At 48.5% G+C, this 23,573-nt stretch carries 22 protein-coding genes and 2 pseudogenes; 13 read left to right on the plus strand and 11 right to left on the minus strand.

Going from position 1 to position 23,573, the window contains the following annotated elements; translation table 11 throughout:
- Positions 1-97: 97 nt before the first annotated feature.
- The 9 genes and pseudogenes from M1D71_RS06920 to M1D71_RS06960 all read right to left on the minus strand — a co-directional run bounded on the left by M1D71_RS06920 (position 98) and on the right by M1D71_RS06960 (position 7,340).
- Positions 98-1,435 (minus strand): DUF4179 domain-containing protein, encoded by a 1,338-nt coding sequence (locus M1D71_RS06920; protein ID WP_458125812.1) that lies wholly within the window; start codon positions 1,433-1,435, stop codon positions 98-100.
- On the minus strand, positions 1,432-1,947 hold the full coding sequence (locus M1D71_RS06925; protein WP_458125813.1) for an RNA polymerase sigma factor: 516 nt from the start codon (positions 1,945-1,947) through the stop codon (positions 1,432-1,434). The genes M1D71_RS06920 and M1D71_RS06925 overlap by 4 nt, the downstream gene beginning before the upstream one ends.
- Positions 1,948-2,124: 177 nt before the next feature.
- The gene (locus tag M1D71_RS06930; protein ID WP_458125814.1) at positions 2,125-2,646 is read right to left on the minus strand and encodes an ankyrin repeat domain-containing protein; all 522 of its coding nucleotides are present in this window, start codon (positions 2,644-2,646) and stop codon (positions 2,125-2,127) included.
- A gap of 126 nt (positions 2,647-2,772) precedes the next feature.
- A complete protein-coding gene (locus M1D71_RS06935; protein WP_458127193.1) occupies positions 2,773-3,225 on the minus strand; it encodes an NUDIX domain-containing protein in 453 nt (150 codons plus the stop codon).
- 207 nt (positions 3,226-3,432) lie between these two features.
- A pseudogene (locus M1D71_RS06940) lies at positions 3,433-3,873 on the minus strand (GNAT family N-acetyltransferase); the annotation flags it as partial.
- A 147-nt stretch (positions 3,874-4,020) separates the two neighbouring features.
- Positions 4,021-4,431 (minus strand): flagellar basal body rod protein FlgB, encoded by a 411-nt coding sequence (flgB, locus tag M1D71_RS06945; protein ID WP_458125815.1) that lies wholly within the window; start codon positions 4,429-4,431, stop codon positions 4,021-4,023.
- Positions 4,432-4,619: 188 nt separating this feature from the next.
- Entirely contained in the window at positions 4,620-5,435 is an 816-nt protein-coding gene (gene speD / locus M1D71_RS06950) for an adenosylmethionine decarboxylase (protein ID WP_458125816.1), read from the minus strand.
- Between the two features lie 129 nt (positions 5,436-5,564).
- Positions 5,565-6,143 carry a DUF1273 domain-containing protein gene (locus M1D71_RS06955; RefSeq protein ID WP_458127194.1) on the minus strand — a complete coding sequence of 193 codons (579 nt, stop codon included), beginning with the start codon at positions 6,141-6,143 and terminating at the stop codon, positions 5,565-5,567.
- Positions 6,144-6,191: 48 nt separating this feature from the next.
- The gene (locus tag M1D71_RS06960) at positions 6,192-7,340 is read right to left on the minus strand and encodes an RluA family pseudouridine synthase (RefSeq protein ID WP_458125817.1); all 1,149 of its coding nucleotides are present in this window, start codon (positions 7,338-7,340) and stop codon (positions 6,192-6,194) included.
- 191 nt (positions 7,341-7,531) lie between these two features.
- On the opposite strand from M1D71_RS06960, the gene M1D71_RS06965 reads away from it, so the two are divergent.
- A complete protein-coding gene (locus M1D71_RS06965; RefSeq protein WP_458125818.1) occupies positions 7,532-7,933 on the plus strand; it encodes a hypothetical protein in 402 nt (133 codons plus the stop codon).
- Positions 7,934-8,042: 109 nt separating this feature from the next.
- Here M1D71_RS06965 and M1D71_RS06970 read toward each other — a convergent pair whose 3' ends face one another.
- Positions 8,043-8,753: a GT-D fold domain-containing glycosyltransferase gene (locus tag M1D71_RS06970; protein ID WP_458125819.1), complete on the minus strand. Its 711-nt coding sequence runs from the start codon at positions 8,751-8,753 to the stop codon at positions 8,043-8,045.
- Positions 8,754-9,071: 318 nt separating this feature from the next.
- Between M1D71_RS06970 and M1D71_RS06975 the strand changes: the two genes are divergently transcribed.
- Genes M1D71_RS06975 through M1D71_RS06995 form a run of 5 tightly spaced genes read left to right on the plus strand, consistent with a single transcriptional unit; the run spans position 9,072 to position 14,129 of the window.
- Positions 9,072-9,761 carry a glycosyltransferase gene (locus M1D71_RS06975; RefSeq protein ID WP_458125820.1) on the plus strand — a complete coding sequence of 230 codons (690 nt, stop codon included), beginning with the start codon at positions 9,072-9,074 and terminating at the stop codon, positions 9,759-9,761.
- 18 nt (positions 9,762-9,779) lie between these two features.
- Positions 9,780-10,769, plus strand: a complete 990-nt coding sequence (locus M1D71_RS06980; RefSeq protein ID WP_458125821.1) for a polysaccharide biosynthesis protein — start codon at positions 9,780-9,782, stop codon at positions 10,767-10,769.
- Between the two features lie 34 nt (positions 10,770-10,803).
- Positions 10,804-12,207, plus strand: coding sequence for a nucleotide sugar dehydrogenase (locus M1D71_RS06985; protein WP_458125822.1), 1,404 nt, complete (start codon positions 10,804-10,806; stop codon positions 12,205-12,207).
- Entirely contained in the window at positions 12,194-12,940 is a 747-nt protein-coding gene (locus tag M1D71_RS06990; RefSeq protein WP_458125823.1) for a class I SAM-dependent methyltransferase, read from the plus strand. Before M1D71_RS06985 ends, M1D71_RS06990 begins: the two co-directional genes overlap by 14 nt.
- A 58-nt stretch (positions 12,941-12,998) precedes the next feature.
- Positions 12,999-14,129: a glycosyltransferase gene (locus M1D71_RS06995; RefSeq protein WP_458125824.1), complete on the plus strand. Its 1,131-nt coding sequence runs from the start codon at positions 12,999-13,001 to the stop codon at positions 14,127-14,129.
- Between the two features lie 202 nt (positions 14,130-14,331).
- Here M1D71_RS06995 and M1D71_RS07000 read toward each other — a convergent pair whose 3' ends face one another.
- Positions 14,332-14,853: a DUF5412 family protein gene (locus M1D71_RS07000; protein ID WP_458125825.1), complete on the minus strand. Its 522-nt coding sequence runs from the start codon at positions 14,851-14,853 to the stop codon at positions 14,332-14,334.
- A 329-nt stretch (positions 14,854-15,182) separates the two neighbouring features.
- Between M1D71_RS07000 and M1D71_RS07005 the strand changes: the two are divergent.
- From M1D71_RS07005 to M1D71_RS07035, 7 genes and pseudogenes are all read left to right on the plus strand, one after another.
- Positions 15,183-15,995: pseudogene (locus M1D71_RS07005) on the plus strand (Rpn family recombination-promoting nuclease/putative transposase).
- A 308-nt stretch (positions 15,996-16,303) separates the two neighbouring features.
- Complete coding sequence (gene recQ, locus M1D71_RS07010) at positions 16,304-18,184, plus strand: DNA helicase RecQ (protein ID WP_145320258.1); 1,881 nt, start codon at positions 16,304-16,306, stop codon at positions 18,182-18,184.
- Between the two features lie 646 nt (positions 18,185-18,830).
- Positions 18,831-20,873 (plus strand): B12-binding domain-containing radical SAM protein, encoded by a 2,043-nt coding sequence (locus M1D71_RS07015; protein WP_458125826.1) that lies wholly within the window; start codon positions 18,831-18,833, stop codon positions 20,871-20,873.
- Positions 20,874-21,314: 441 nt separating this feature from the next.
- The gene (locus M1D71_RS07020) at positions 21,315-21,572 is read left to right on the plus strand and encodes a hypothetical protein (RefSeq protein ID WP_458125827.1); all 258 of its coding nucleotides are present in this window, start codon (positions 21,315-21,317) and stop codon (positions 21,570-21,572) included.
- Between the two features lie 91 nt (positions 21,573-21,663).
- The gene (locus tag M1D71_RS07025) at positions 21,664-22,308 is read left to right on the plus strand and encodes a tyrosine-type recombinase/integrase (RefSeq protein WP_458125828.1); all 645 of its coding nucleotides are present in this window, start codon (positions 21,664-21,666) and stop codon (positions 22,306-22,308) included.
- Between the two features lie 180 nt (positions 22,309-22,488).
- Positions 22,489-22,995 (plus strand): HIT family protein, encoded by a 507-nt coding sequence (locus tag M1D71_RS07030; RefSeq protein WP_458125829.1) that lies wholly within the window; start codon positions 22,489-22,491, stop codon positions 22,993-22,995.
- Between the two features lie 71 nt (positions 22,996-23,066).
- Positions 23,067-23,567: a hypothetical protein gene (locus M1D71_RS07035; protein WP_458125830.1), complete on the plus strand. Its 501-nt coding sequence runs from the start codon at positions 23,067-23,069 to the stop codon at positions 23,565-23,567.
- Positions 23,568-23,573 lie beyond the last annotated feature (6 nt).

Raw genomic sequence — 23,573 nt, forward strand, 5'->3', positions numbered from 1 at the left:
TCTAAACACACCCTTCCCTGTTAACATCTTTGCTCATCTTCACGAATGTTTCCATTATATAGAATATCCGCGATAAACACAGCCTGCTGACGTAAGATTAACGGTTCACAGGAATATCCAATGAGAAGGGCAAGTTAACTTTCATTGGATAGGTAGAGATTTGCATCTGTATTTTCCCATTCATCTGGGCTCCATTTTCGACAGTAGAGGAAACAATGGAATGACTATCATCTGTCCCTTCCCCGCTACTCCAACTGAAGCCAGGAACTTCATATGACTTCCCTGCACTGTCTGTAACTTTTCCGAAAGCGAGAACGAATCCGCCGTCCATACTGCCAGCAACAGAGAAGTCAATAATTAGATCTTTGCCTTCAACCTTGCTGCCAACCATCTTCAATCCAGGGGGGCCACCTGTAATCTGACGTGATTGTAGATCAAGAACAAGATCCAATTCATCTTTATCCAATCCGGAGAAGCCAGATCCTTGTAATGTGAGCTTTTTCGGTATGGAGAAGTACATGCTTTCAAAGTAAATAGATCGCTCATCCTCACCTGTCGTGGTATCTGTTCTCCACGCACGACCTTGTTCGTCGACCAGTTGAAGATCGCTGAGGCCAAATACCTTCTTGGTATTCTTTGGATCAAAATTTACATCAAGTACAAGACGGGTTGGGTACAGAGTAGCCTGTTTCACATCAATACGCTGCCCATCCACCGTTAACGTCTGATTCACGGGAATGACTTTTTTCATGCCTTTGGTAAGATTTTTGTGTACCGGGAACGTCATTTTCCACTCTTCGGAACTGGCGATATCTCTTGGCTTAAACACAACGCTCAGCTCTTCGGGAGGAGAGGTTCCATCCGTGAAGATGACATCAATCATATTTTCATACACATTCTCGTCTGAGGTCGGTTTAGGTGAAGAGTACCCAAATCCAACAGGAAGATCTTTACCGTTCTCATCCAGCAAATCGATGTCATAGTTAAATTTCTCGGGATCTTTCATGCCTTTCATTGTGTAGAAAATAACCATGCGTGACTCGTCTGTGATAATGCCTTCAATGGTCACGGAAGCACCATCATGCTCGTCGGTTACACCAACCTTCTGTAACAGGGACTTGTCGATAGCCATCATTAATCCTTTGTCCTGACGAATCATGCTCACAATGCCTTCCATGCCAGGCAAATGCTCTACGAAGGACGCAAAGGCGGGAGAGACACGGATACATCCGGTAAACAGCAGGATGAGGGCCGCTGCCGAGATGGAACTCATATACCAGCGCAGCCGGGACTTGCGCTTACGGGCAGCTTGGCGGATGCCGGACTGCACAGCCTGATAGGCCGCGGCATCGGGCACAGGCATTGTTTCGTATTCCGTCTTGCGAGCATTCAGCCGTTCTTTCAATGCATCGAATGATTTATGTTCATCCGTCATGAGGATGCATCTCCTTTCGTTTCAAGTTGATCACGGAGTTGTCCGAGTGCCCGATGTAATCGGGATTTTACGGTTCCGGTTGGGATTTCTAGAATTTCGGCGACTTCTGTTAAGGAGAAACCTTCGAAATAACTCAGGATAATAATCTGTTTGCAATCCCGGTCAAGGGTGGATACGGCGGCAGCAAGATCGGGGTCCGCAGGACGATCCCAGCTACTGGATTCATGAATCTCGGTGACGGGACTGAACCGACTCTTTCGTTTGCGTTCGTCTGCACAGTAGTTGAGTAGTATGCGGATGAGCCAAGTGCCGAAGTAGGAGGGATCTTTTAATTTTTTGAGTTTACGGAACGCCCTGAAGGTTGATTCCTGAATCGCTTCGAGCGCATCGCCTTCATTGTGCAGGTAGGCATAGGCGATACGGTACAGTCTGCTCTGATGCAATTCCATTAAGGCTGCAAAAGCCTCGGCATCCCCTTTTTGTGCGGCGATGGTGAGCTGAGTAGGGGTCACATGGCTCCTCCTTTCATGGATCTGTTGAGTATTAGACCGTGTAAGGCGTCAAACGGTTCTTATATTCTGAAAAAAAATGTAGACGAACAACAAATAACCGTCAGACCTTCTTTTTGTACTCCAAAAAGAGTTCTGGCGGTTATTCATCTATTGCCCATGCTTATCTAATCTTTATTGCTACTGAGCTGCAACGGCTGATCGCAGGCAGGTAGCTGTAGAAGTGTTGCCACGTTCTAATGCAATGTCCAGTGCGGTTTGGCCTGATGAGTTCGCCGCGTTTGGATCGGCCCCGTGCTGGAGCAACTTCTCAATAAGCTCGGTCTGATCGGTATGAAATGCTGCCGAGTGCAGCACATATTGTCCATCACTGTCCAGAATGCTCGTGGATGCCCCATGTTCAAGTAAAAGGCGGATAACTTCTGGCGAACGTTCTCCGGCAAGAGCAGCATGTAGTGCAGTGTTGGACGGAATAAAGGAAATACGGGAATGGGAAAGGGCGTTAACATCGGCACCGTGCTCAAGAAGAACACGCACTGCTCCTGCTTGTCCAAAATGAGAGGCATATCCCAACGGAGTCAACCCATCCTGATTTTCAGTATGGGCGAGTTCCGGGTGGGATGCAAGAATGCCTGTAATGATTACCACATCTCCAGCCTGTGCAGCCTGAAATAGTTGATTGATCTGTTCTGCATGATTCATAATGAAACCCTCCATCTGATGAGATAATTCAATTACAGACGTTCCTCCTCAGCACCGTTTCATAGAGGGTTTTCCCGTTACGGAATGTTGGGTACGAATCTCCATGATTTGCAAGCACCTCCATGCTTAATTCTGGTGATATAGCTTCTTCACAGCTTCCAGGCCAGGTATGGCAAAACAGGCGAGTGGAGAGGGCAGATCATTGAGTGGGAACCATCCGATCTCACCAATGGCTCCGCCTTCTTCCAGATTACGAGCATGGCCGCCAATCACCTTGGTGGAATAGAGAACCGATATCCAGTGTTCCTTCTGCTGCGGCTGGATGGTCTCTGCCGTGCAGAGCAGTCTGTCGATGGCGATATCCAGATCCACTTCTTCCTTGATTTCACGGATAACAGCAGCTTCCAGTGATTCATAGGGGTCGACTTTCCCGCCAGGAATACTCCAGGTATGCTGTTCGGGCTGACGATTCCGCCAGGCGAGAAGCACTTCGCCCCGTTCATTCAGGATGACCGCGCCTACGCCGATGCGGGGCGAAATCTCAGGTACGCCTACTGGATCTGAGCTTAACTCCGACATGGACAACGCAGTTTGTTCGTTTGCATGACGCTGTAATAGACCACCTACTGCCATTTTCCCGGCTTCAGCAGTACGAGTTGATTGGAACGACAATGGAAGATGTGTCTGAGCCGACCATTCTTCTGCAAGGATACTCATGGAGATCAGGTCATAATGCATGCCATCTCGCAGAACTGCAGAACGCTGGCGACCCTCTTCCTTAAATCCAGCCTTCTGGTACGCGCGTCGAGCGGCTTCGTTGTATTCGATGACTTCCAGCGCAATCCGGTTCAGGTTCAATTCGTGGAAGCCATATCGAAGAATCAGAGCCAGGGCATCGCTGCCGTATCCCTTACCTCGATCATTTTCTTCGCCGATGCCAATCGCCAGACGAGCAGACCGATTGTTCCATTCAATCCGGTAGAGCGCGGTAAAGCCAATGAATCGATTGCCCTCCAGCGTACGTAAAGCAAATTCAAAACCGTTGTCTCGGCGGACAGAGGAGGAACCTGTCTCATCCGGCGTTAACGGAATAGCGATATCGGTATCCATGTTGCGCAAATATTCGTAATCGTCTGTGTAGCGGGAGAGACGCATGCAATCTTCCGGGCATGGAGCCGCGAGCCTCACTTTGGAACCTTGAAAACCATTTAAATGACGTGGAGCCATGTTGCACCTCTTTTGTTCATTATGAAATCATTCGTTTCTCCCCATTATACTACGAACAGCAGAGGATACCGAAAAATGGAATCAAACAAGGGGCGCTCAGGGAAAAGTGATAAAAAAAAGCAGCCATCGCGGGCTGCTGTACATTCATTATTTCAAATCATTCAGTAAATTCTTCATTTTTTTGTAGTGTCCACTGACCCGATCAACCATGTAGTTATACATAAGCTGATTCTCGGAGAGGTTAGCCATTTCCTTGTCAATGTCAACGTTATTGTTGTTGTTGTTCATGGCTGTTTCGTTATTCTCGACAATTCGGTACTGTACGATGGAAGAATGGGGATCACTGATAGGGAAGTGTTTTTCATGAGTCCGCTTCATGGCAAGCTGATCTGTTTTGCCATTTTCCACGATCCGTCTAAGCTCTTCCTGAAACTCTACCGTTTTCTTTTTGTAGTTAGGCGTGTCTGCATTGGCGATGTTGTTGGTGATGGCATTGTGCTGAGCAGTCAGCGCTTGTAACAGTGATTCGTTACGTCTTGTCGTATTCGTTTCGATCACGGGCTCAGTCTCCTTCACTGCAAAATGATACAGTTACTCCTATAATAAAAAATAAAGTTGTACACTGTCAACTTTATCAAAGAAAAAGACAAGCACATGACGCAGGTGCCTCTGAAAAGAAGGACCTTACCTTCATGATAGCTTGTCTTAAAAAATCTTGCCTTATGAATAAATCGCTGAACAACCTCTTAAGAGGGACGATTGATGTTTTTGCCGTAATAGATCTCATCCATCTCCAGCTTCAACCACTCCGTAATTTCCTGTTGTTCCTTTTTACTCAGTTTATCCTTGGTGTATCCGAACAGATAATTATCCAGATCAAATTCCCTCAGTTTACACTTGGTATGGAAAATATTCTCCTGATAGACGTTGACGTCAATCATATCGAAGCTACTCTTGATCTCATCCGGAATATAATTCTGAATCGAGCCGATCTCATGGTCAATGAACAGCTTGCGTCCGCTCGTATCCCGCGTGAATCCACGTACCCGGTAATCCATTGTCATAATGTCCGTATCGAACGAGTGGATCAGATAATTCAGTGCCTTGAGCGGAGAGATCTCACCGCAGGTGGAGACATCGATGTCGGCACGGAAGGTACTGATGCCTTCACTGGGATGAAATTCAGGATAGGTGTGCACAGTGATGTGGCTTTTGTCGAGTTGCATGACCACGTTATGAGGCAACGGACCAGGTGATTCATCCAATGATTCCTCGGGGATCTCCACGATTGGACCTTCCGAGACCAGCATCGTCACACTCGCACCTTGAGGCACATAATCCTGCTGAGCAACATTCAGCACATGGGCTCCGATGATGTCGGATACGTTGTTCAGAATTTTGCCTAGCCGGGCGGCGTTATACTGTTCATCAATATATTCAATGTAAGCTTCGCGTTCGTCTTTGGTTTTGGTATAACAGATATCGTACATATTGAAGCTTAGCGACTTGGTCAGGTTGTTAAATCCATGCAGTTGAATGCGCTGCTCTGGCGTAATTGTCATGGTTGCAGTCCCCTTATCCCATACGACATATGATCGCAGTTATAATACTACTTATACCCAACCTGCCTCGAAAAAAAACATATGTGCGTCATTCTGGGCTCCCTCAACCGTGGTCGCACCACGCAAACGTCAGAAGGGAGAGTCCTCATCGTAGCCAATATCGTTCATGCGTTCATCCTCGGCTACAGACTGGATATCTTCCGAAGTCACACTGATGATTGTATAGTCCTCGTTCTGTAGTTTCTTCACGGCTTTTTCCTTGATAAAACGGGGACTACCATCCCCGGCATCTTCATCATAGACGAGCAGAAGCCCGTCGCTTTTGCGCAGCAACAGGTCATCCCGTGCAGTGAACTGCCACGGTCCAATATAGGGTTGATTGCTAATCGCACCGTAATAGTCCACACCCGAGAGGATGGAACGGTAATACTCCTGCTTGTCTTCTTTCCATTGCTCCTCAGGGTTCTGAAAGGCAGTGATGATCGACAGTTTCAGATGAGGGTACAGCTTCTTCAGATCAATCACCACTTCGCAGGCCCACAGGTCCACGCCGTATTGTCCCGGTGTAAGTACCCATTCCAGACCATCCTCGACAAGAGGCGTGAGGCGGGAGGCAATGGCCTTCTTGATAAAAGGAATACCTTCATGCTTCTGTCCAAAAATCTGCAGTTCATGTGCACGGTAACCGGTAATTAACAAGTTTTTCAGTGTCCGTTCCTCCTTTCAGACATGATCAGTCGATTCTATAAGATGCAGTTATTTCGCGGGTGGAGTTTCTGCACGGAAAGGGTACAGGAATGGCTTCGGAATATCCGTCTCGAATGACATCAGTTCATCGGTTGTCGGATGAATAAACGAGAGTATGCGTGCATGAAGTCCGAGACGCCCAAGGTCTCTTGTGCGTGCGCCGTATTTTCTGTCACCAGCAATAGGATGCCCGAGATCTTCCATATGCACACGAATCTGATTTTTACGGCCTGTCTCCAGACGCACTTCCAGCAGGGAGAACTCGCGGTTCGACTTCAGACGTTTGTAATGTGTAATCGCATGTTGTCCGTCATTGGGACGAGAGCTGGAGTACATTTTCAGCGTTTTGGTTTCCTTCAGCCAGGAGGAGATGGTACCTTCTTCTTTTGCTACCGAACCTTCAACAAGGGCAACGTAGACGCGGTCTTGTACATTTTCTTTCCAGTTGTTTTGCAGCTTCTGTTGTACCTCTTCACTTTTGGCAAACATCATGACACCCGACGTATCTCGATCCAGACGATGGACGACAAAAATCCGGTTCAGCGGATTGGTGCGACGCACATGCTCTGTCAGTTGGCGATAAGCCGTGAGGTCATCTGTCTTGTCAGCGGCAATGGACAACAGTCCCGCCTCTTTGCGGATCACAATGATGTCATCGTCTTCATGCAAAATGTTAATGCCTGTTAAGGAAGGAGCAGCTACAGCACCCTCTTTACGGATGTATACAATCTGACCTGGCGTCAGCGCCTCATTAAACTTCGTTACGACCTTCTGATCCACCGATACCTGTCCGCGACCCAGAATGGACTTCACCGCGTTGCGTCCCGATTTCAGATGTTGCAGCAAGAAATTCAACAGTTCATCCGGTTCAGTTACTTTGTACTGGCGTGGTGGTTCCTGCTTGCGATAGTAGGCATTGCCTGGTCGTTTGGATGCGCTGGCATTTTTGGGTTTGTTGCCTCCAGCTTTCTTGGGTGCACCCGACGATTTCGCAGCTATTGGCTTCTTATTCTCCTCAGTATTGCGTGATGCGGAAGCACCTGATGCTTTGGCAGATGAGAAGTTAGACTTGCCGGAACGTGCTGCAGATGAACCGGCATATGATTTCCCTTTGGCCGAGGCCGATGTCTTGCCCGTTGGACGTTTGCGTTTATTCATGAATAGTAATCTCCTTTTGAACAGCCTGTACCGCTTGTGTGCATACGATCCGTTCTTTTTCGTTATGCAGTTCAATATACCATTAACGGCAGATAAATAAAAATAGGTTTATGGAATCTGTTATTCATCCAATCAATGGAGGGTGGAGACTCATAGAATAACGTATCCTATAGTATTGGAGGTGTTTACTCATGGGAACATTTCTAGATATGAGAAGTTCGATGAACTCAGCAACTGCAGGACTGCCCGGCGTATCCATTTCAAATTCCCCGGTACTGTTCGGCATTATTGGATTGCAGACCCAGGGAGTTTCCAATCCACTTATTACCTTCGCTGGTACGATTGGCGTTATTGGTGAACCTGGGGATTCGTTCGTTGTTGAGATCGTACGTGGCAGCGTATATACTCCGGCGAACGTAATTTATCGGGCTGAAGCTACTGTAGGTGAAGGTGTCGAATTCCATTCGTTCACGGCACAGGATCTGAACGTCCCGCCGGCCCTGGAGAGTGTGTACTCTTCGTTTATTTCGGGGGTCTCCACAGCTACACGAACCGGACCAGAAGTATTCTATGGTATTGCATCTACAAACTAGTTCGGTCAAAGATAAGGAATCCCGGCTCAAGTGAGTCCGGGATTTTTGCTGTCCTAACCTATGAAGGTGATGTCAATGATAATCGGGGGTACAGGGAGATGATTGCAGATCAGTTGGGGCGGCCATTCAAAATGATATTGTTGGCTTTGCCGAAGTCGATGGCGACTTTGCCCGCTAGTGCTGCCGTACGCTCAGCAAGTACAACAGCGTTGACCCCGCAGGAGAAGAGAGCCACATCGAAGGTATGCTGGTTCGTTTGAATCCACTGCAGCGTTTCCTTCATTTGATCCCAGCTATCGAAGGGAAGAGCAGCTGCAATGTTCAGATGATAGGGTTCCTGTACGAGTGCGGTACGAAGTTTCTCGATGTCGCGTGTAACAAGTAGTACCCGCTTTCCTGCAAGCATTTCCCAAAAGCGTGGCATCTGGGCCAATTCCCGATTTACACAGGCATGGCAAGTGAGCGCTGGAGAGATACCGAAATGAGCAAACAACATGTCGGTCAGCGGTCTTTTGAGATATTCCGGAGCACTGATTGTAAGGTCACCTAGTGGAAGCACCCCTACAAGACTGGCCCGTTGCAGGGAAGCGGCAATCAAATCCCTGAGCTCAAAGTTGGGCAGATGAACCCCTTTTTGACCCCGATTGGCCTTGATGGCCCAGCGTTCCTGAAGGACCTGTTTTGTGGTCCAGATCACATCCTGGGACATGACAATATTCTCGCCATCGCCGACACGGACAAGGGAGAAAGGACGCTTTTCTTTGAGCGCCAACTCAAGTTGATTAAGCACACCATCGATTTCAAGATAAATCGGATTCATGGCAGGATTTGGCCTCCTTATAAATTCAACTACTCTATTCTATGTTACTGCCTCGACAACGTCCTGTACGTTCGACCTGTAGGGCGAATCTTCGGGTGTATATCAATCTATTTCGTTAGAATCCAGTGCATATGTCTCGAACCGCTTCTATCAACATCTCATACCTTATAGAGCGGGCAGGATTCGCAAGCGAAACGCGGATGGCTGTCAGCTACCCGACAGTTTGAAGTTGTGTTTCGTATGGAAGCATCTGTTGAATCTATGAAAATAATTTGTACTCGCTGAACACAGATGGCAGAAAAAATGAGGAGGAGTGTCATGTCCAGGAAAGTGGTTATTGAGATTAATTTCAACAATTATGGGTTTGACCCGCAGCGATTGACGAGAGAATGGCTGGAGCGGCGGATGGGCATTTTTCGCACATTTACATTGCACTGCCTGAAAGCTCAGACGAATCAGGATTTCTTGACAGTGGTGAAATTATCCAAGGAGTCGGGAGAATTAATGCAGGAGATTCTCGCGGAACAGGAGCCGTTGCCAGCCAACATTCGTTTCGGAACTCATATTGAGAGTGTACGGGCGATTTTGGCATTTGCTGAAGGGACGGAGCACATCTATATTGCCCGTCTGGATTCGGATGACTTCTATCACCGGACCTTTGTACAGCAGCTATATGACGTGCAGCCACAGCCGCAGACGATGGCGCTGATTAATCAGAACGGTTATCTGTGGGATAGTGTGAATAACGAGATGGCACCGACGTTCCATCGTTCTCCGCAATTCTATGTCTACCTGTACAAGACGGCGGAGTATGCATCCGGGTATCGGGTGAAGCTTCCAGGCCGAGGCACACACGGCAATGTTATCGATCTGCCGCATGAACTGCTGGCGCCGCGTAATTACGTCAATATCATTCATTCGAGCAATACTTCGGTCAAAAAGGTACCAGCTAAAGACCGGTTAAGCCGAGATGAGATGGCACAGGTATTACGCGAATTCATGAACTGATCAGGGAGGGGTATATGCATGATTAAAGGACAAACGATTCTGGTTACCGGGGGCACCGGCTCCTGGGGACAAAAGTTGACCGAGGTGCTTCTAGAACAGGACCCGGCAGAGATTCGCCTCCTGTCACGTAACGAATATGCTCAGATTGCGATGCAGCGAGAATTCAATCATGACCCGCGTTTACGCCTTATGATCGGGGATATAAGGGATTACCAGGCTGTGGAGGAAGCATGCAAAGGTGTGGATGTAATCTTCCATCTGGCAGCATTAAAACATGTTCCAGTATGTGAGGATCAGCCGGATGAAGCGTTCAAGACGAATGTAATCGGGACGCAGAATATTATTCGTGCTGCCATTCGCATGCAGGTTCCGAAAGTCATTGATGTGTCCACCGATAAGGCGGTAGATCCGATTAACGTATACGGGATGACGAAGGCCTTGGGTGAGAAAATGATGATTCGTGCCAATTGGCTGAGTAAAGGTACGCGGTTTGTCTGCATTCGTGGAGGCAATGTGCTTGGAACCAGTGGTAGCGTGGTGCCTTTATTCCGACGTCAGATTGATGAAGGCAAGAGCCTGACCATTACGGACAAAGGTATGACCCGCTTTTTCCTGACGCGCACCGAGGCCATACATCTACTGCTTAAGGCAGCTGAGGCTGCTGTGGGCGGGGAGACGTTTGTGATGAAAATGAAGGCTTGCAAGATGACGGAACTGGCCTCCGTCATGTTGGAACAGGCGGGCCGTCCATCCTTCGACTATAAGGTGACGGGCATACGTCCAGGTGAGAAATTGCATGAAGTGCTGATCTCGCCTTTTGAAGCACCGCGCACTCGTCAATATGATGCGCAGTATTACGTGATCCTGCCGGAGCACCCGGACAAGGGGCTGACAGATCAGTACAGCAGCCTGCCTCGTGTGAACTTCTCCGAGTATCGTTCGGACAGTGCCATGATGAACAAGCCAGCGATTGCCAATTTCTTGCGTGCAGGGGGCTATATCGACTAATCGAAGGGAGGCGGAGCATTTGGAGGTGGAAGAGATGGAAGAGAAACATCAGCACGAGCAGCACGAAGGAAAAGAAGGGCCGCAGCAACATAATACACTTCAACACATCAATGACCGCTCCCTGAAGGCTGTTATCATCGGTCTCGGTTATGTTGGTTTACCCATGGCCGTGGAGATGGCACAGGCAGGTTATCAGGTCCACGGGATTGATATCGATACCTCCAAGATAGCCAAGCTGAACGCCGGGCATTCGTATGTCATCGGTATAGAAGATGATGTCCTGCAGTCGCTTATGCAGACAGGATTGTTCACGGCAAGTGACGATTATGCAGCAGTGGCGCAGGCGAATGTGATTGTCATCTGTGTACCCACTCCGCTGACCGCCGAGCATCAGCCGGATATCTCTTATATCTCGGCAGCGGTGGATGGTATGACTCCTTATCTGCTGGAGGGCAGTCTCGTCATATTGGAGAGTACGACTTATCCAGGAACGACCGAGGAACGCGTGAAACAACCCATTGAAGCAGCAAACGGCTGGCGAGCTGGAGAACAGTTCTATGTCTGTTATTCTCCAGAGCGTGTAGATCCGGGCAGTGTACATTATGGTGTGAAAAATACCCCGAAGATCATTGGCGGCTCCACACCCGCTTGTCTGACCTATGGCACACAGTTCTACGGTTCATTCCTCAACGAAGTTGTTCCGGTCAGTTCAACAACAGTAGCGGAAACGGCAAAACTGTTCGAAAATACATTTCGCAGTGTGAACATTGCACTGGTGAATGAGTTGACTCCGGCCTGTGAACAGATGGGTGTAAACATCTGGGAGGTGCTGGGTGCGGCGGCGACCAAGCCGTTTGGTTATATGCCATTCTATCCCGGTCCCGGCATCGGCGGACATTGTATCCCAATCGATCCGATCTATCTGTCCTGGGCTGCAAGCCGTCAGGGAGCGGAGCTGCAATTCATCCAGCTGGCGGATGCAACCAATCGGCAGATGCCAGAGAGAGTGGTGAAGCGTGCAGCGGAGCTGCTGGAGAAGAATGGTGTATCTGTTCGGGGAGCGCGCGTTGTTCTGGCGGGTATGGCTTATAAAAAAGACATCGACGACCTGCGCGAATCACCAGCATTGGATGTCTTCCGGCTGCTGAGCGCAGCGGGTGCAGAAGTCGTTTTCACTGATCCAATGGTGCCTGTCTTCCGCAAGGATGACGGTACGTTGCTTCAATCCCGGCCTGCTACGCCGGAATTGTGGACATGGGCTGATCTGGTGATCATCACGACGGATCATTCGGCATTCGATTATCAGGAGATGGCGGATCATGCGAAGCTGATTTTTGATACACGCAACGCAACTGCTGGATGCCACGGGGGAAATATTGTGGTGCTGGGCCAGCCCGTTCGGCAAGGAAAAAAGGGGGATACCTATGGCGAATCATGACCGAGTGAGTGAACGCTATTATGGCGAGATTAATTCGGAAGATTCTCATGAAGCGACAAGAACCCGTATCCACTGGATGTGCCGTGAAGCGAAGGGTACGCGGATTTTGGATGTCGGGTGCAGTCAGGGTATTGCCTCCATTCTGCTGGCGCGTGAAGGTTTTCGTGTAACGGGGGTAGACCTGGAGGAAGAAAGCATTCGGTATGCACAAGCCGAGCTTGCCAAAGAGTCTAAGCCGGTTCGGAGCAATGTGGATTTTCGGATGCTGGACATTACGCAATGGAAAGTCAGGACGACCTTTGACACTATATTACTTGGGGAAGTATTGGAGCATTTTGCCCATCCAGAGACGTTATTGTTGCAGATATATCACCTGCTGCATGTGAAAGGAACACTGGTGGTAACGGTCCCTTACGGATATCATCCATTCTATGATCATAAACAGACGTTCTATGCTGGTAACCTGGCGATGTGCCTGATGCCGTATTTTGAAGTCATGAAACTGGAAGTCCATCATAAATATCTATGTTGTGTGGCACGAAGGCGGCGGGAAGTGCAGCTACGTGTCTTGCCAACCATGGATCAACTGAAAGAGTGGATGGAGCTGGATCATGTCCATTTTGCCGAGGTGGAACAACAGCATCTTCGCGTAATGAAGCAGCGCAAGAAGGCACTGGACAGTGCGGTGGAGCAGGTGAGACGGCTTCGCCGTCAGGAGAACGGGGAAGGATAGGGGGACCTTGCAAGATCGACATTTCGCAATACGCGTACGACAGGAAGGGGCTCAAAACGTGATCACCATCAGTCTGTGCATGATTGTGAAGAACGAGGAACGCACGCTGGCGCGCTGTCTTGATTCGGTTGCCGGCATCGCGGACGAGATCGTCATTGTGGATACCGGTTCATCGGATCGTACGATGGACATCGCTGCGCAGTATACCGACCAGGTATACACGTATGAATGGAAGGAAGACTTTGCCGCAGCGCGGAATGAGTCATTCGCCAAAGCTACGCAGGAGTATATCCTGTGGCTGGATGCGGATGATGTGCTGCTGCCCGCGGAACGGGCGAAGCTGGAGATGTTGAAGAAGCAGTTGCCGTCTGAGGGGGAGACGGCGGCTGTGATCTTGAACTACACGCTTGCCGAGGGCCCGGAGGGAAGTCCACTCGTGACGGACCGACGGCTTCGCCTGGTCAAGCGGGATGCCGGGTGCCGCTGGCATGGCCGGCTGCACGAGCAGCTTAGCTTCCCGCGGGGCGAGGTGATTACGGCAGATATTGCCGTCACGCACCGCCGCGAAGCGGGACATCATTCGGCGCGAAACGTGCGCATTCTGCGCAAATGGATCGCCGAAGAGGGCGTAGCCCAAGGTCGCCTGCTGTTCTATTATGCAGGCGAATGTTATGACCGCAAGCGTTATGCGGCGGCGGCACGCGGGTACGCGAAGCTGCTGGAGCAGCCAAGCGGTTACCGCGAGGATCGCCTGATTGCCTGTGCGCGGCTGGCGGAATGTCATGAACGACTTGGCGAGCCGGGCCGTAAGCTCGGCGCATTGCTGAAGTCATTCCAATATGATCTGCCGCATGCCGATTTCTGCTGCGCCATTGCAGCCTGCTTCCATGAACGGCAGGAACCCGTCTCTGCGATCTACTGGTATATGCAGGCGGTCGATGTGAGCAGCCACGATCCGGGTCTGCGCCCGGTGCCCGTTGCCTGCCGTACCTGGCTACCACATGCCCGGCTATCCATATGTTATGCGCATCTGGGCAACTGGGAACAGGCATTATTGCATAACAACAAAGCCCGGGAGTATCTGCCAGACGATCCGGGGCTGCTTGCCAATCGGCAGAAGCTGGAAGTGGTAGTGCGCAAGGAGATGAAGGAGCGGGAAGAACGTGGTGAGGTTTCACCTCGTAAGTAGGAAGACAAACTGGGACAGAAGAGGAACGATAATATGTAGAACAAGAGCAGCCCCGCTTGACCGAGAAAGTCGGTGAGCGGGGCTTGCTTTATGATATATACTTCACTTGTATCGTGAAGCTACTGATGCGTGATGCAATGAGCACTACGCATCACGATAATCAGCCATGCAATCAGGGTTACATGTTAGCTGATAAGTTGCATTATTTTATGGGAACCAAGCATCGTACATATTGATCCTTCATACGTAAGCTTTGGCAGGCCCAGCCCCAGCCGTCATATATTTCATCATCCATGTTGAGAGTAATAGTCTCATCTATGTATTCATTCCAGTTTTCAATTCGTAGTGTGTTTTCACTTTCCCATTCCAGATGGTTATTTCCGTGGTGCTCGGCACGGTATATCGTTTGGGCTGTGGAGTGCTCAGGGGCATTCGTCTTCTTCACATCGACCCACATCGTAACCCCGCCTGCCGCACCACCATAGGGCACACCATAAATCTCGGCAGTATACTCACCATTCTGTGAAGGCATGGAATAGCTCAATTCTCCTTTCTCAGAACGGTCAAACGTGGAGAAGTATGGACGGAGCCAAAAATACAGAAATATGGCGGTAAACAGCGTAAGAATCAATAATGTAAATGTAGTGAAAATCGGGTGTCTACGTATCCAAGATTTTGGTGGTGAGATGTTTGAAGAATCAATAGCATGTGGATATTGTTTCATAATAAATTGCCCTCCTTTAGAGGTGTTGGGTAGGAACAATATAAGGAAATGGAGATATTGATATGCCAAATGTCTTCTCCTGAAGGTATTCATTAATTAATGGTAACACACTGCATTTATTAATTAATAACAAATAATAAAATAACCCTTAAATAAAGAGGTACTAAATTATAATGGAGGAAGACGGCATTGATAGCAAATTTAGGGTTACAAGAAGCAAGGGGAATTAATAGTTTGTTGTGGAATGTTTAACATATATAAAGGTGGTTAATGCTGCAATTACTTACGACAAGCATGGTATAATAGAAAGAAACGGAGTTGATGGTCAGATGTCTGATTTGCTCGATCCTCGAAACGATTTTGTTTTCAAGCGTATTTTTGGCAGTGAGGAAAATAAAGATGTCCTGCTTGTGTTCTTGAACCGAACGTTTGCAGAGTCGGGTGAGCAGCCACTGACAGAGATCGTACTTCTCAACGGCGAAAACAGCTGAAGGTAAGCTGATCAACATTGAAATGCAGTTATTTAATAAATATGATATCGAAAAGCGTACCCTATACTACTGGAGTAAGCGTTATTCGAGTCAGCTACAGGAAGGTCAAACATACAAGGAATTGAAAAAGTGTGTTACCATAAATATTTTGAATTACTCGTTTATCGCGAATGAGCGTTATCATAATGTGTTTCACCTGAGGGAAGACCACACTGGACTTGAATTGAGTGATGATCTTGAAGTGCATTTCATGGAGCTGTCCAAACTGGACGATCAACGCGTTCCGATGGAAGGTGGGCTGATCAACTGGCTTTTATTCTTGAAGGGTGCTGACAAATCCAATTGGGAGGTGCTGCAAATGAATGAACCTACGTTGAAAAAAGCGATGGATACGCTGGAGTTTCTCAGTCAGGATCAGGAAGCGCGTCGCCTGTATGAAGAGCGGCAGAAGTATTTGCATGACGAAGCTTCCATGATTGAGTGGGCTACGGAAAAGGGAATAGCCAAGGGGATAGAAAAGGGACTAGTAGAAGGGGAACAAAGAAGGCGATTGAGATTGCAAAAAACATGCTCTCATTTGGGATTGAAGTTTCAGTGATTGCCAAAACAAGTGGTCTAACTGTGTCTGAAGTTGAGGCGTTGAAAGATTAGAAGCGCATCCATTACAAAACAGTGCTGGATGGCTTAGGGTTTGTCAAGATTAATGCAATCGTTTTGTCCAACTAGGGCAGGACGGTTGTTTTTATTTTGGTGAAGAAGCTTCAAACGTTTTACAGTAAAACGCGGTTGCTCATTCGGGGCTGGGCCGTTAAACTAAAGGGAGCGGCGTTTGCTTGACGGACAAGTCATGAGAACGCCATTTTGTTGTCAAGGATGCGGTATATGCCCGCTTTCGGATGTCAGAATCGGATCGGACCAAGCTGGTGGAAGAACACCGGTGATAAGTAAGGAGTCTTTACATGAGTGTGCAAACACCTACATTAGAAGAAGCGCAGGGTCTCCTGCAAAAATATTATGGCTACCCCGACTTCCGTGAGGGACAGAAAAAGATCGTAGCCAGCCTGCTGGAACGCGAAGATACGCTTGGCATTATGCCAACTGGGGGCGGTAAGTCGATCTGTTATCAGATCCCCGCTCTGTTATATTCGGGACTGACGCTTGTCGTCTCCCCGTTGATCTCATTAATGAAGGACCAGGTCGATGCGTTGACGACCGCCGGAATTGCTGCCGCGTATATTAATAGTACACTTAGCGGCAAAGAAGTGAATGATCGCATCCGCGCGGCGCAGCGCGGTGAGCTGAAGTTGCTCTATGTCGCGCCTGAGCGACTGGAGCTGGATTGGTTCCGCGAGGAGATGGGCTATTTGCCGATCTCTTGCGTTGCCGTGGATGAGGCCCACTGTGTATCTCAGTGGGGGCATGATTTTCGAACAAGCTACCTCGCGGTAGCGCCGTTTGTGGATAGTTTGCCGGAACGGCCTGTGGTTGCGGCCTTTACGGCTACAGCGACGCCCGAGGTTATGGGCGATATTCTGCGGCTGCTGCGTTTGCAGGACCCGCAGACATACGTGACCGGACTTGGGCGGGATAATCTGGCGTTTAGCGTGCTGCGCGGCGAGAGCAAGAAGGACTTTGTCCTGAATTATGCGCGCGAGCATGCCAGCGAGCCGGGGATTGTGTACGCCGCGACCCGTAAGGACGTGGACGATCTGCATCAGCGTTTGTTGCAGGCGGGGTTGCCCGCAGGACGCTATCATGCCGGGATGACGGACGATGAACGGTCCCAGAGCCAGGAAGCTTTTTTGTACGATGATATCCGAGTGATGGTGGCGACCAATGCGTTCGGCATGGGGATTGATAAATCGAACGTGCGTTACGTGATTCATAACAGCATGCCGAAGAACATGGAAGCATATGTGCAGGAAGCTGGACGTGCGGGACGGGACGGTGAGCCAAGCCAGTGTATTCTGCTATTCGGGGCACAGGACATTATCACCCAGAAGTTTCTGATTGAGCAGAACCCAATGGAGGGCGACCGCAAACAGAACGATTACCGGAAGCTGCAACAGATGGTGGATTACTGTTATACAACTCGCTGTCTGCGTAGCGCGCAACTGGATTATTTCGGTGAGGTGCATGACGATAAACCGTGCGGCACTTGCAGTTCTTGTACGGACGATCGCGAGCTAGTAGACATGACGATAGATGCGCAGAAAATATTTAGCTGTATTCATCGCATGCGTGAACGGTATGGTGTATCCTTGGTCGCTTCGGTGCTCAAAGGTTCTCGTGCCAAAAAAGTGCTCGATTACGGCTTCAACTCTCTGCCAACCTATGGTGTGATGGGCAATCGGACAGAGCGTGAGATTTCAGAGATCATCAACGTGATGGTATCCGAAGGCTATCTGATGCTGTCCGAGGGACAATATCCGGTTGTGCGTTTGCAGCCCCTGGCGGTGGAAGTACTTAAAGGCCAGCGTGAAGTGATGCAGCGTGTGGTCCGCAAGACAGCGGCGACGGCTTCGGGTACGAACTATGGCGGACGTCGTGGTCGTGATGCGATGCCGTCTGCGGTGAATGAGACGGTATTCGAACAGCTGCGTCTGATCCGTCGTGATCTGGCGGCGAAAGAGCATGTACCGTCTTATATTATTTTCAATGATGCGACCCTGCGCGAGATGAGTGTGGTATGTCCGCAGACGGAACGTGACATGCTGGATATCAAAGGGGTCGGTGAGGTCAAGTACCGCAAGTACGGACTGCCGTTCCTGGAGTTTTTCCAGAAGCAATCGGGCGAGGAAGTGGATACGGATGATGATGCTTTTTACGAGTATGAGTAGGTATGAGAAGGTATAAGTAAGTATGAGTGAGTATGATCAATTATGGGCGAGTTTGGCTGGTTGGAATGGAGTAAGAATTGTTGTTACATTCGCGCTTTCAGGTCTTTGAAGTTCATGACTCGTAAAGCTTAATTGATTAAAAAGTTGATAGATATGCCTCGTGCTATTCGATGACTTGTCCATGATACGGGGAAAGTGACTGGCACAGGTTTTTGGCTAAAGCCTCAAAGCTCAAGGCAGTAAGAAGTGGATATCGAATCGTGGATGGAACGCGAATGAGGTCTTTTACAAGTTGAAGTTGAGTTTGAAGTTGATTATGGTGTCTTTACGGTGTGGACATAAGACGGTGGATTGTCTTTCAAAAGGTGGACATGGGCGTTAGAAATGGCCGACTGTAGACTGCACAACATGTAGTTTAATTGTATGTATTTTGTGCTGTATGTTGTGGTTTGTGGGTGGCGAGATGTATATGTCTTTTTGAAAAGAGTGTCCACTCTTTGAAAGACAAAAGTTAGATATGTCCATGAGAGATGGAATGGCTATCATTAGAGAGGTTTGCATGAACAGCGTCCGAGGTAGGATGGCTGTGCAGCTTTCCTTTTACCAAAAAAATATGGTCTGGGTGTCCAGGCAAAGGTTGTGAACCATGAAGGTTATTCTTTCTACATTAAATGCAAAGTACATCCATACCTCCTTGGCCTTGCGGTGTCTGAAGGCGTACAGTGAGAAGGATTTTGATATTGACCTGGCGGAGTATACGATCAAGGACCCGGTGATGAATATTGTGTCTGATCTTTATCAGCGCGGCGCGGACGTGATTGGGTTCTCGTGTTACATCTGGAACATTGAAGAGACGATCAAGGTCATTGATAATCTGAAAAAGGTTATGCCGAACGTGAAAATTCTACTGGGCGGGCCGGAAGTGTCCTATGACACGGAATATTGGATGAACCGGATTCCCAATGTCGATTACATCGTGATGGGTGAAGGGGAAGAGACGCTGCATCAGCTTTTGACGGAGCTGCAGGGGAGTAAGAAGTTCCACTTTGTGTATGGACTGGCGTATCGCAAAGGGGAAGAGGTCATTCTCATGCCAGGACGGCCGAAAGCGGATCTGAATGATCTGCCGTCACCGCATCGATTTGAAGAGGATATCCCGGATCTCGGGAAGCGGGTTGTTTATTTTGAGACCAGTCGGGGCTGTCCGTTCAGTTGTCAGTTCTGTCTGTCCAGTATCGAGGTCGGCGTGCGGTATTACGATATTGAGCGGACGAAGTCGGACATTCTGTACCTGATTGAGAAGGGTGCGAAGCTGATCAAGTTTGTGGACCGGACATTCAACATCAAGCGGGATTATGCACTTGAAATGTTCAAATTCCTGATCGAGAATCATCAGGGGACGGTGTTCCAGTTTGAAATTACGGCGGATATTATGCGCCCCGAAGTACTGGATTATCTGGCAGAGAATGCGCCACCGGGCACATTCCGCTTCGAGATCGGGGTTCAGTCCACGAATGATCCAACGAATGAACTGGTGAAACGCCGTCAGAACTTTACCAAGCTGAGCCGTACCGTGAATAAGGTGAAAGCCAGCGGCAAAATCGACCAGCATCTGGATCTCATCGCTGGACTGCCGGAGGAAGATTACAATACGTTCCGCAAGACGTTTAACGATGTGTTTGCACTGGGACCAGAGGAGCTTCAGCTCGGATTCCTCAAAATGCTACGTGGTACGGGTCTGCGTCTGGATGCGGAGAAGTACAACTACACATACATGGATCACGCGCCGTATGAGATTCTGGGCAGTGACGTGCTGCCGTTCAGCGACATTGTGCGCTTGAAGCGGCTGGAGGATGTGCTGGAGAAATACTGGAACGCACACCGGATGGACCATACGCTGAAGTATCTGATGGAGCAGGAGTTCAACTCGCCATTTGATTTCTTCCAAGCATTCGGGGATTACTGGGAGGGGCAGGGGTGGCAGAAGATCGGTCACCAATTGGAGGATCTGTTCACTCGTCTGCACAGCTTCCTGGAGTCGCGGGACACGCCGCATATGGATATCGTGCTCGGCCTGATGAAGCTCGACTATTTCCTCGGCCACAAATACAAACCACGTAAAATCTGGTGGGAAGATCCGCTCCAGAAAGACCAGTGGGCGGGTTATATGAAAACGTTGGCTGAACGTCCGGAAGACGTTCGTCTGCCACGCGTTGCCGGTGCCTCAGGCAAGGCATGGCTGGAAAGTAGCGGCACGGGCCCGAGTGCCGCTGTGGCAAGTTCGGCTGCTGCCGGGGAAGACGCTGCCGCAGATGCGGCGGATGTGATCGGCAGCGAAGCTGGGGATGCAGCGTCGCTCACTTCGGGCGACGCAACAGGGTCCGCCGCGGATGGAGCGGCGGACATGGAAGCCGGCAACGCTTCGCGTGCGTTGCCGATGACCTCGGCCATGACCGCACAGACGGTCATGGGTGCCCGTGCTTTCGCCGACCTTGGTCTCGGCGAAAAGGAATTGCAGAAGCACACCGTATTGGATGTGCTTCCGTTCCGGCTTGAGCGTGTGCTAGCTGGCGCCAGCCCGCTTGCCGCGAAAGGCCGGACGCTGCTGGTCGTTGTGTACCAGCAGCATGAAGGGCAGCAGGCGCAGTATTACACGCTGCCGCTGGGAGAAGAAGCCGCTGCCATGTAGGTGCAGCGGCCTTCAGATGAGCACCGCGATCATTGACGCGGTGCATTCCCTTTGAGCTGCTGCGCCTATGGGACGCAGCAGCCTTCCACAAGCTGCATGGCTAATTGGCATCATGCAGCAGGGAGAAGTGCCACGGCTTTGCGGTCGTGGCACTTTTTGTACGCATCACGGCTATGCGCTCGTGATGCTGCAATGGTGAGTACCGCGATTATTAACGTGGTACAACCCTATGAGTTGCTGCATCCATTGTACGCAGCAACTCACCCTTACGCGGCTTGCCATTGCACAAGCCGCGCTCCCGCTTTACTTTTACAACATCATATGTTTCCGAAAGTATCGGAAGGTCGTCTGATTCCCTAGTGGATGAAGAAGGGCCTTCCTTTTTGTTTTTCCGAATTTGGTTCAAAAACATAATCTATCCAAACGAAGGAGAGTTTCCTAATGAATAAATATGCTACTACTGAAAAGGCGATTACCATAACTAAAGGTTCCGCTGAGTTACTGCACCTTCATATCCCATATAACCCTGACGTTCTGATTACCCCAGAGTTGTGGGTGGAAAATGAGCATTTACAGCAATGGAAAGCTAGTAAGGGAAACCATCCATGGAGCAAAGAGCCGTTACAGAAGGCACTAAAGTTACGAGGATACACTGCAAAACGATTAAAGCATATTGTAATCAGGTCGAACGTTTTCTGAGTAGCTTTCCTCTTAAAGATACCGATGTGACTACTTCCAAAGTTCAGACGTATTTTTAGGTTTGCTTGAGCGAGGGATTTCCCATTCAAGCGTGAATCAGACGATTAGCGCGCTCCGCTTCTATTGTAAACATGCGCTCCATAACCCTACGGAAATCCAGTATATTCGTCCCAAGAAGCAGACCAAGCTTCCGCGAGTATTGTCCGAAAAGGAAGTCGCTCAATTGCTCAAATCCGTAACCAACCCTAAACATAAGGCCATTTTGTTTCTAACCTACTCTTCTGGACTTCGTGTAAGTGAAGTTGTGCGTCTGCGATGCAGCGATCTTGATATTGAAAGGCAAACACTCATCGTGAGACAGGGGAAGGGGCAAAAGGATCGGAGAACGATCCTATCGAGTCTAGCGTGGGATATGGTGCAGAAATACATCACTGAATATAGACCAAGTCGTTGGCTCTTTCCAGGACAATCTTCTAATCGACATCTTGCGGAGCGGAGTGTGCAGAAGGTTTTTGAAGAAGCTAGACAATGCACAGGCATTGTGAGAAAGGTTAGTATTCATGTATTGAGGCACTCTTTCGCTACTCATTTGTTGGAAAACGGAACAGACCTGCGCTATATTCAGGAGCTCCTTGGTCATACGAGTGCACGAACAACTCAGCGATATACGCATGTTAGTACTAAAAATATTCAAGGTATTCAGAGCCCACTGGATCGTATGGATCTTGGAGATTAAGCGCTCCCACAAATCTACCTTTTTCACCAAATTCTTCTTCGCAAATACCACAGCATAGGTTATCATATACGTAGTTCAGATACCTGGCAGGATGTGTGGTATTTACGAAGTACATAAATAAGATGTTATATGAAATTATGATGCAAGTTCTTATCAAAATCAAAAACTATGAGGTGCATAATGCCAAGACTAATTACATTGGCTGATGGAAGATCAGTAGAAGTTGAATGTGTAAGCTGCGCATTGACAAGTGGTTTGATTTCTTCAACAGGTGGAGTAATTTTTGAATCAAGCAACTTTCATGTCCATCAAGATATTGCTTACCCAATTAAAGGGTTAGTTATATTAGCTTCAAAGAGGCATTTCTACTGCATGGATGAATTAACTGATGAAGAGCGATTAGAATTTATTTCTTTAATCCATAAGCTCAGAAGTGAACAAAGAAAACGATTGGGAATTGATAAGATCTATTATTTTTATAATGAAGATACAACACATCACTTTCATTTATGGATGGTTCCTAGATATGAATGGATGTACCAATTTGGAAATTCAGTAGAATCATTAAGACCGGCATTATTACATGCAAGGAATAATATGAATGACGATGAGAATATGAAGAGTGTAGAAGAAGGGGTTAGCATGCTAAGAGAGGGCATGAGGGATTTTGTGAGTAGCTCAAGGTAACCTCATCTAACACTGTTTTCACGCATCAGACTGACGCCCTCGGTCTGGCAGAGGAGTAATCGGGGAAGTGGATGCAACCAGACAACCCCTCCAGGGTTCATGAAAAAAATAAGAGTATAGGAGCAAAAGATATGTTGAAACCAACAACAACTTTAACAAAGTGGATAGGCATTGCTTTTGTAATATTATCCATTTTCAGACTAACTCCGATTGTCAGTCTAAATGGAAAATTGTTGTTTTGCTTTTCTATTGCAGCCTTATTCTTGATCCTATCTGATTTTATTGAATTTCTAATAGACATTGTTAATGATAAGAAGAAATTAAAGAGGGGTAGACCCTTATATGCTATGCATTCTATTTTCTTAGCAGGTGCCGCATTAGCAGTTATTTTATTACCTCATCTACTGGCCAGTGTTTCAACCAAAACAGTTAATGCATGGAGCGATTCTGTTACATTAGCAGGATTAGGTATTGCAATAACATTAATAGGACTTAAATTTGAGAGAGTGAACAAATCTATTTTTGATACTGAATTTAAAGAAACGAATCATAAAGAAAGTTCAGAAATTTAAAGAGGG

The sequence above is a fragment of the Paenibacillus sp. Z3-2 genome (genome assembly GCF_054161325.1).

What these genes read in the sequence shown, in the direction of transcription:
- M1D71_RS06980 (WP_458125821.1), top strand. Translation starts at nt 9,780, where the DNA reads ATGATTAAAGGACAAACGATTCTGGTTACCGGGGGCACCGGCTCCTGG.
- M1D71_RS06965 (WP_458125818.1), top strand. Translation starts at nt 7,532, where the DNA reads ATGGGAACATTTCTAGATATGAGAAGTTCGATGAACTCAGCAACTGCA.
- M1D71_RS07015 (WP_458125826.1), top strand. Translation starts at nt 18,831, where the DNA reads ATGAAGGTTATTCTTTCTACATTAAATGCAAAGTACATCCATACCTCC.
- M1D71_RS06960 (WP_458125817.1), bottom strand. Translation starts at nt 7,340, where the DNA reads ATGAATAAACGCAAACGTCCAACGGGCAAGACATCGGCCTCGGCCAAA.
- speD (WP_458125816.1), bottom strand. Translation starts at nt 5,435, where the DNA reads ATGACAATTACGCCAGAGCAGCGCATTCAACTGCATGGATTTAACAAC.
- M1D71_RS06985 (WP_458125822.1), top strand. Translation starts at nt 10,804, where the DNA reads ATGGAAGAGAAACATCAGCACGAGCAGCACGAAGGAAAAGAAGGGCCG.
- recQ (WP_145320258.1), top strand. Translation starts at nt 16,304, where the DNA reads ATGAGTGTGCAAACACCTACATTAGAAGAAGCGCAGGGTCTCCTGCAA.
- M1D71_RS06990 (WP_458125823.1), top strand. Translation starts at nt 12,194, where the DNA reads ATGGCGAATCATGACCGAGTGAGTGAACGCTATTATGGCGAGATTAAT.
- M1D71_RS06920 (WP_458125812.1), bottom strand. Translation starts at nt 1,435, where the DNA reads ATGACGGATGAACATAAATCATTCGATGCATTGAAAGAACGGCTGAAT.
- M1D71_RS06970 (WP_458125819.1), bottom strand. Translation starts at nt 8,753, where the DNA reads ATGAATCCGATTTATCTTGAAATCGATGGTGTGCTTAATCAACTTGAG.
- M1D71_RS07035 (WP_458125830.1), top strand. Translation starts at nt 23,067, where the DNA reads ATGCAACCAGACAACCCCTCCAGGGTTCATGAAAAAAATAAGAGTATA.
- M1D71_RS06975 (WP_458125820.1), top strand. Translation starts at nt 9,072, where the DNA reads ATGTCCAGGAAAGTGGTTATTGAGATTAATTTCAACAATTATGGGTTT.
- M1D71_RS07020 (WP_458125827.1), top strand. Translation starts at nt 21,315, where the DNA reads ATGAATAAATATGCTACTACTGAAAAGGCGATTACCATAACTAAAGGT.
- M1D71_RS06930 (WP_458125814.1), bottom strand. Translation starts at nt 2,646, where the DNA reads ATGAATCATGCAGAACAGATCAATCAACTATTTCAGGCTGCACAGGCT.
- M1D71_RS07030 (WP_458125829.1), top strand. Translation starts at nt 22,489, where the DNA reads ATGCCAAGACTAATTACATTGGCTGATGGAAGATCAGTAGAAGTTGAA.
- M1D71_RS06935 (WP_458127193.1), bottom strand. Translation starts at nt 3,225, where the DNA reads ATGTCGGAGTTAAGCTCAGATCCAGTAGGCGTACCTGAGATTTCGCCC.
- M1D71_RS07000 (WP_458125825.1), bottom strand. Translation starts at nt 14,853, where the DNA reads ATGAAACAATATCCACATGCTATTGATTCTTCAAACATCTCACCACCA.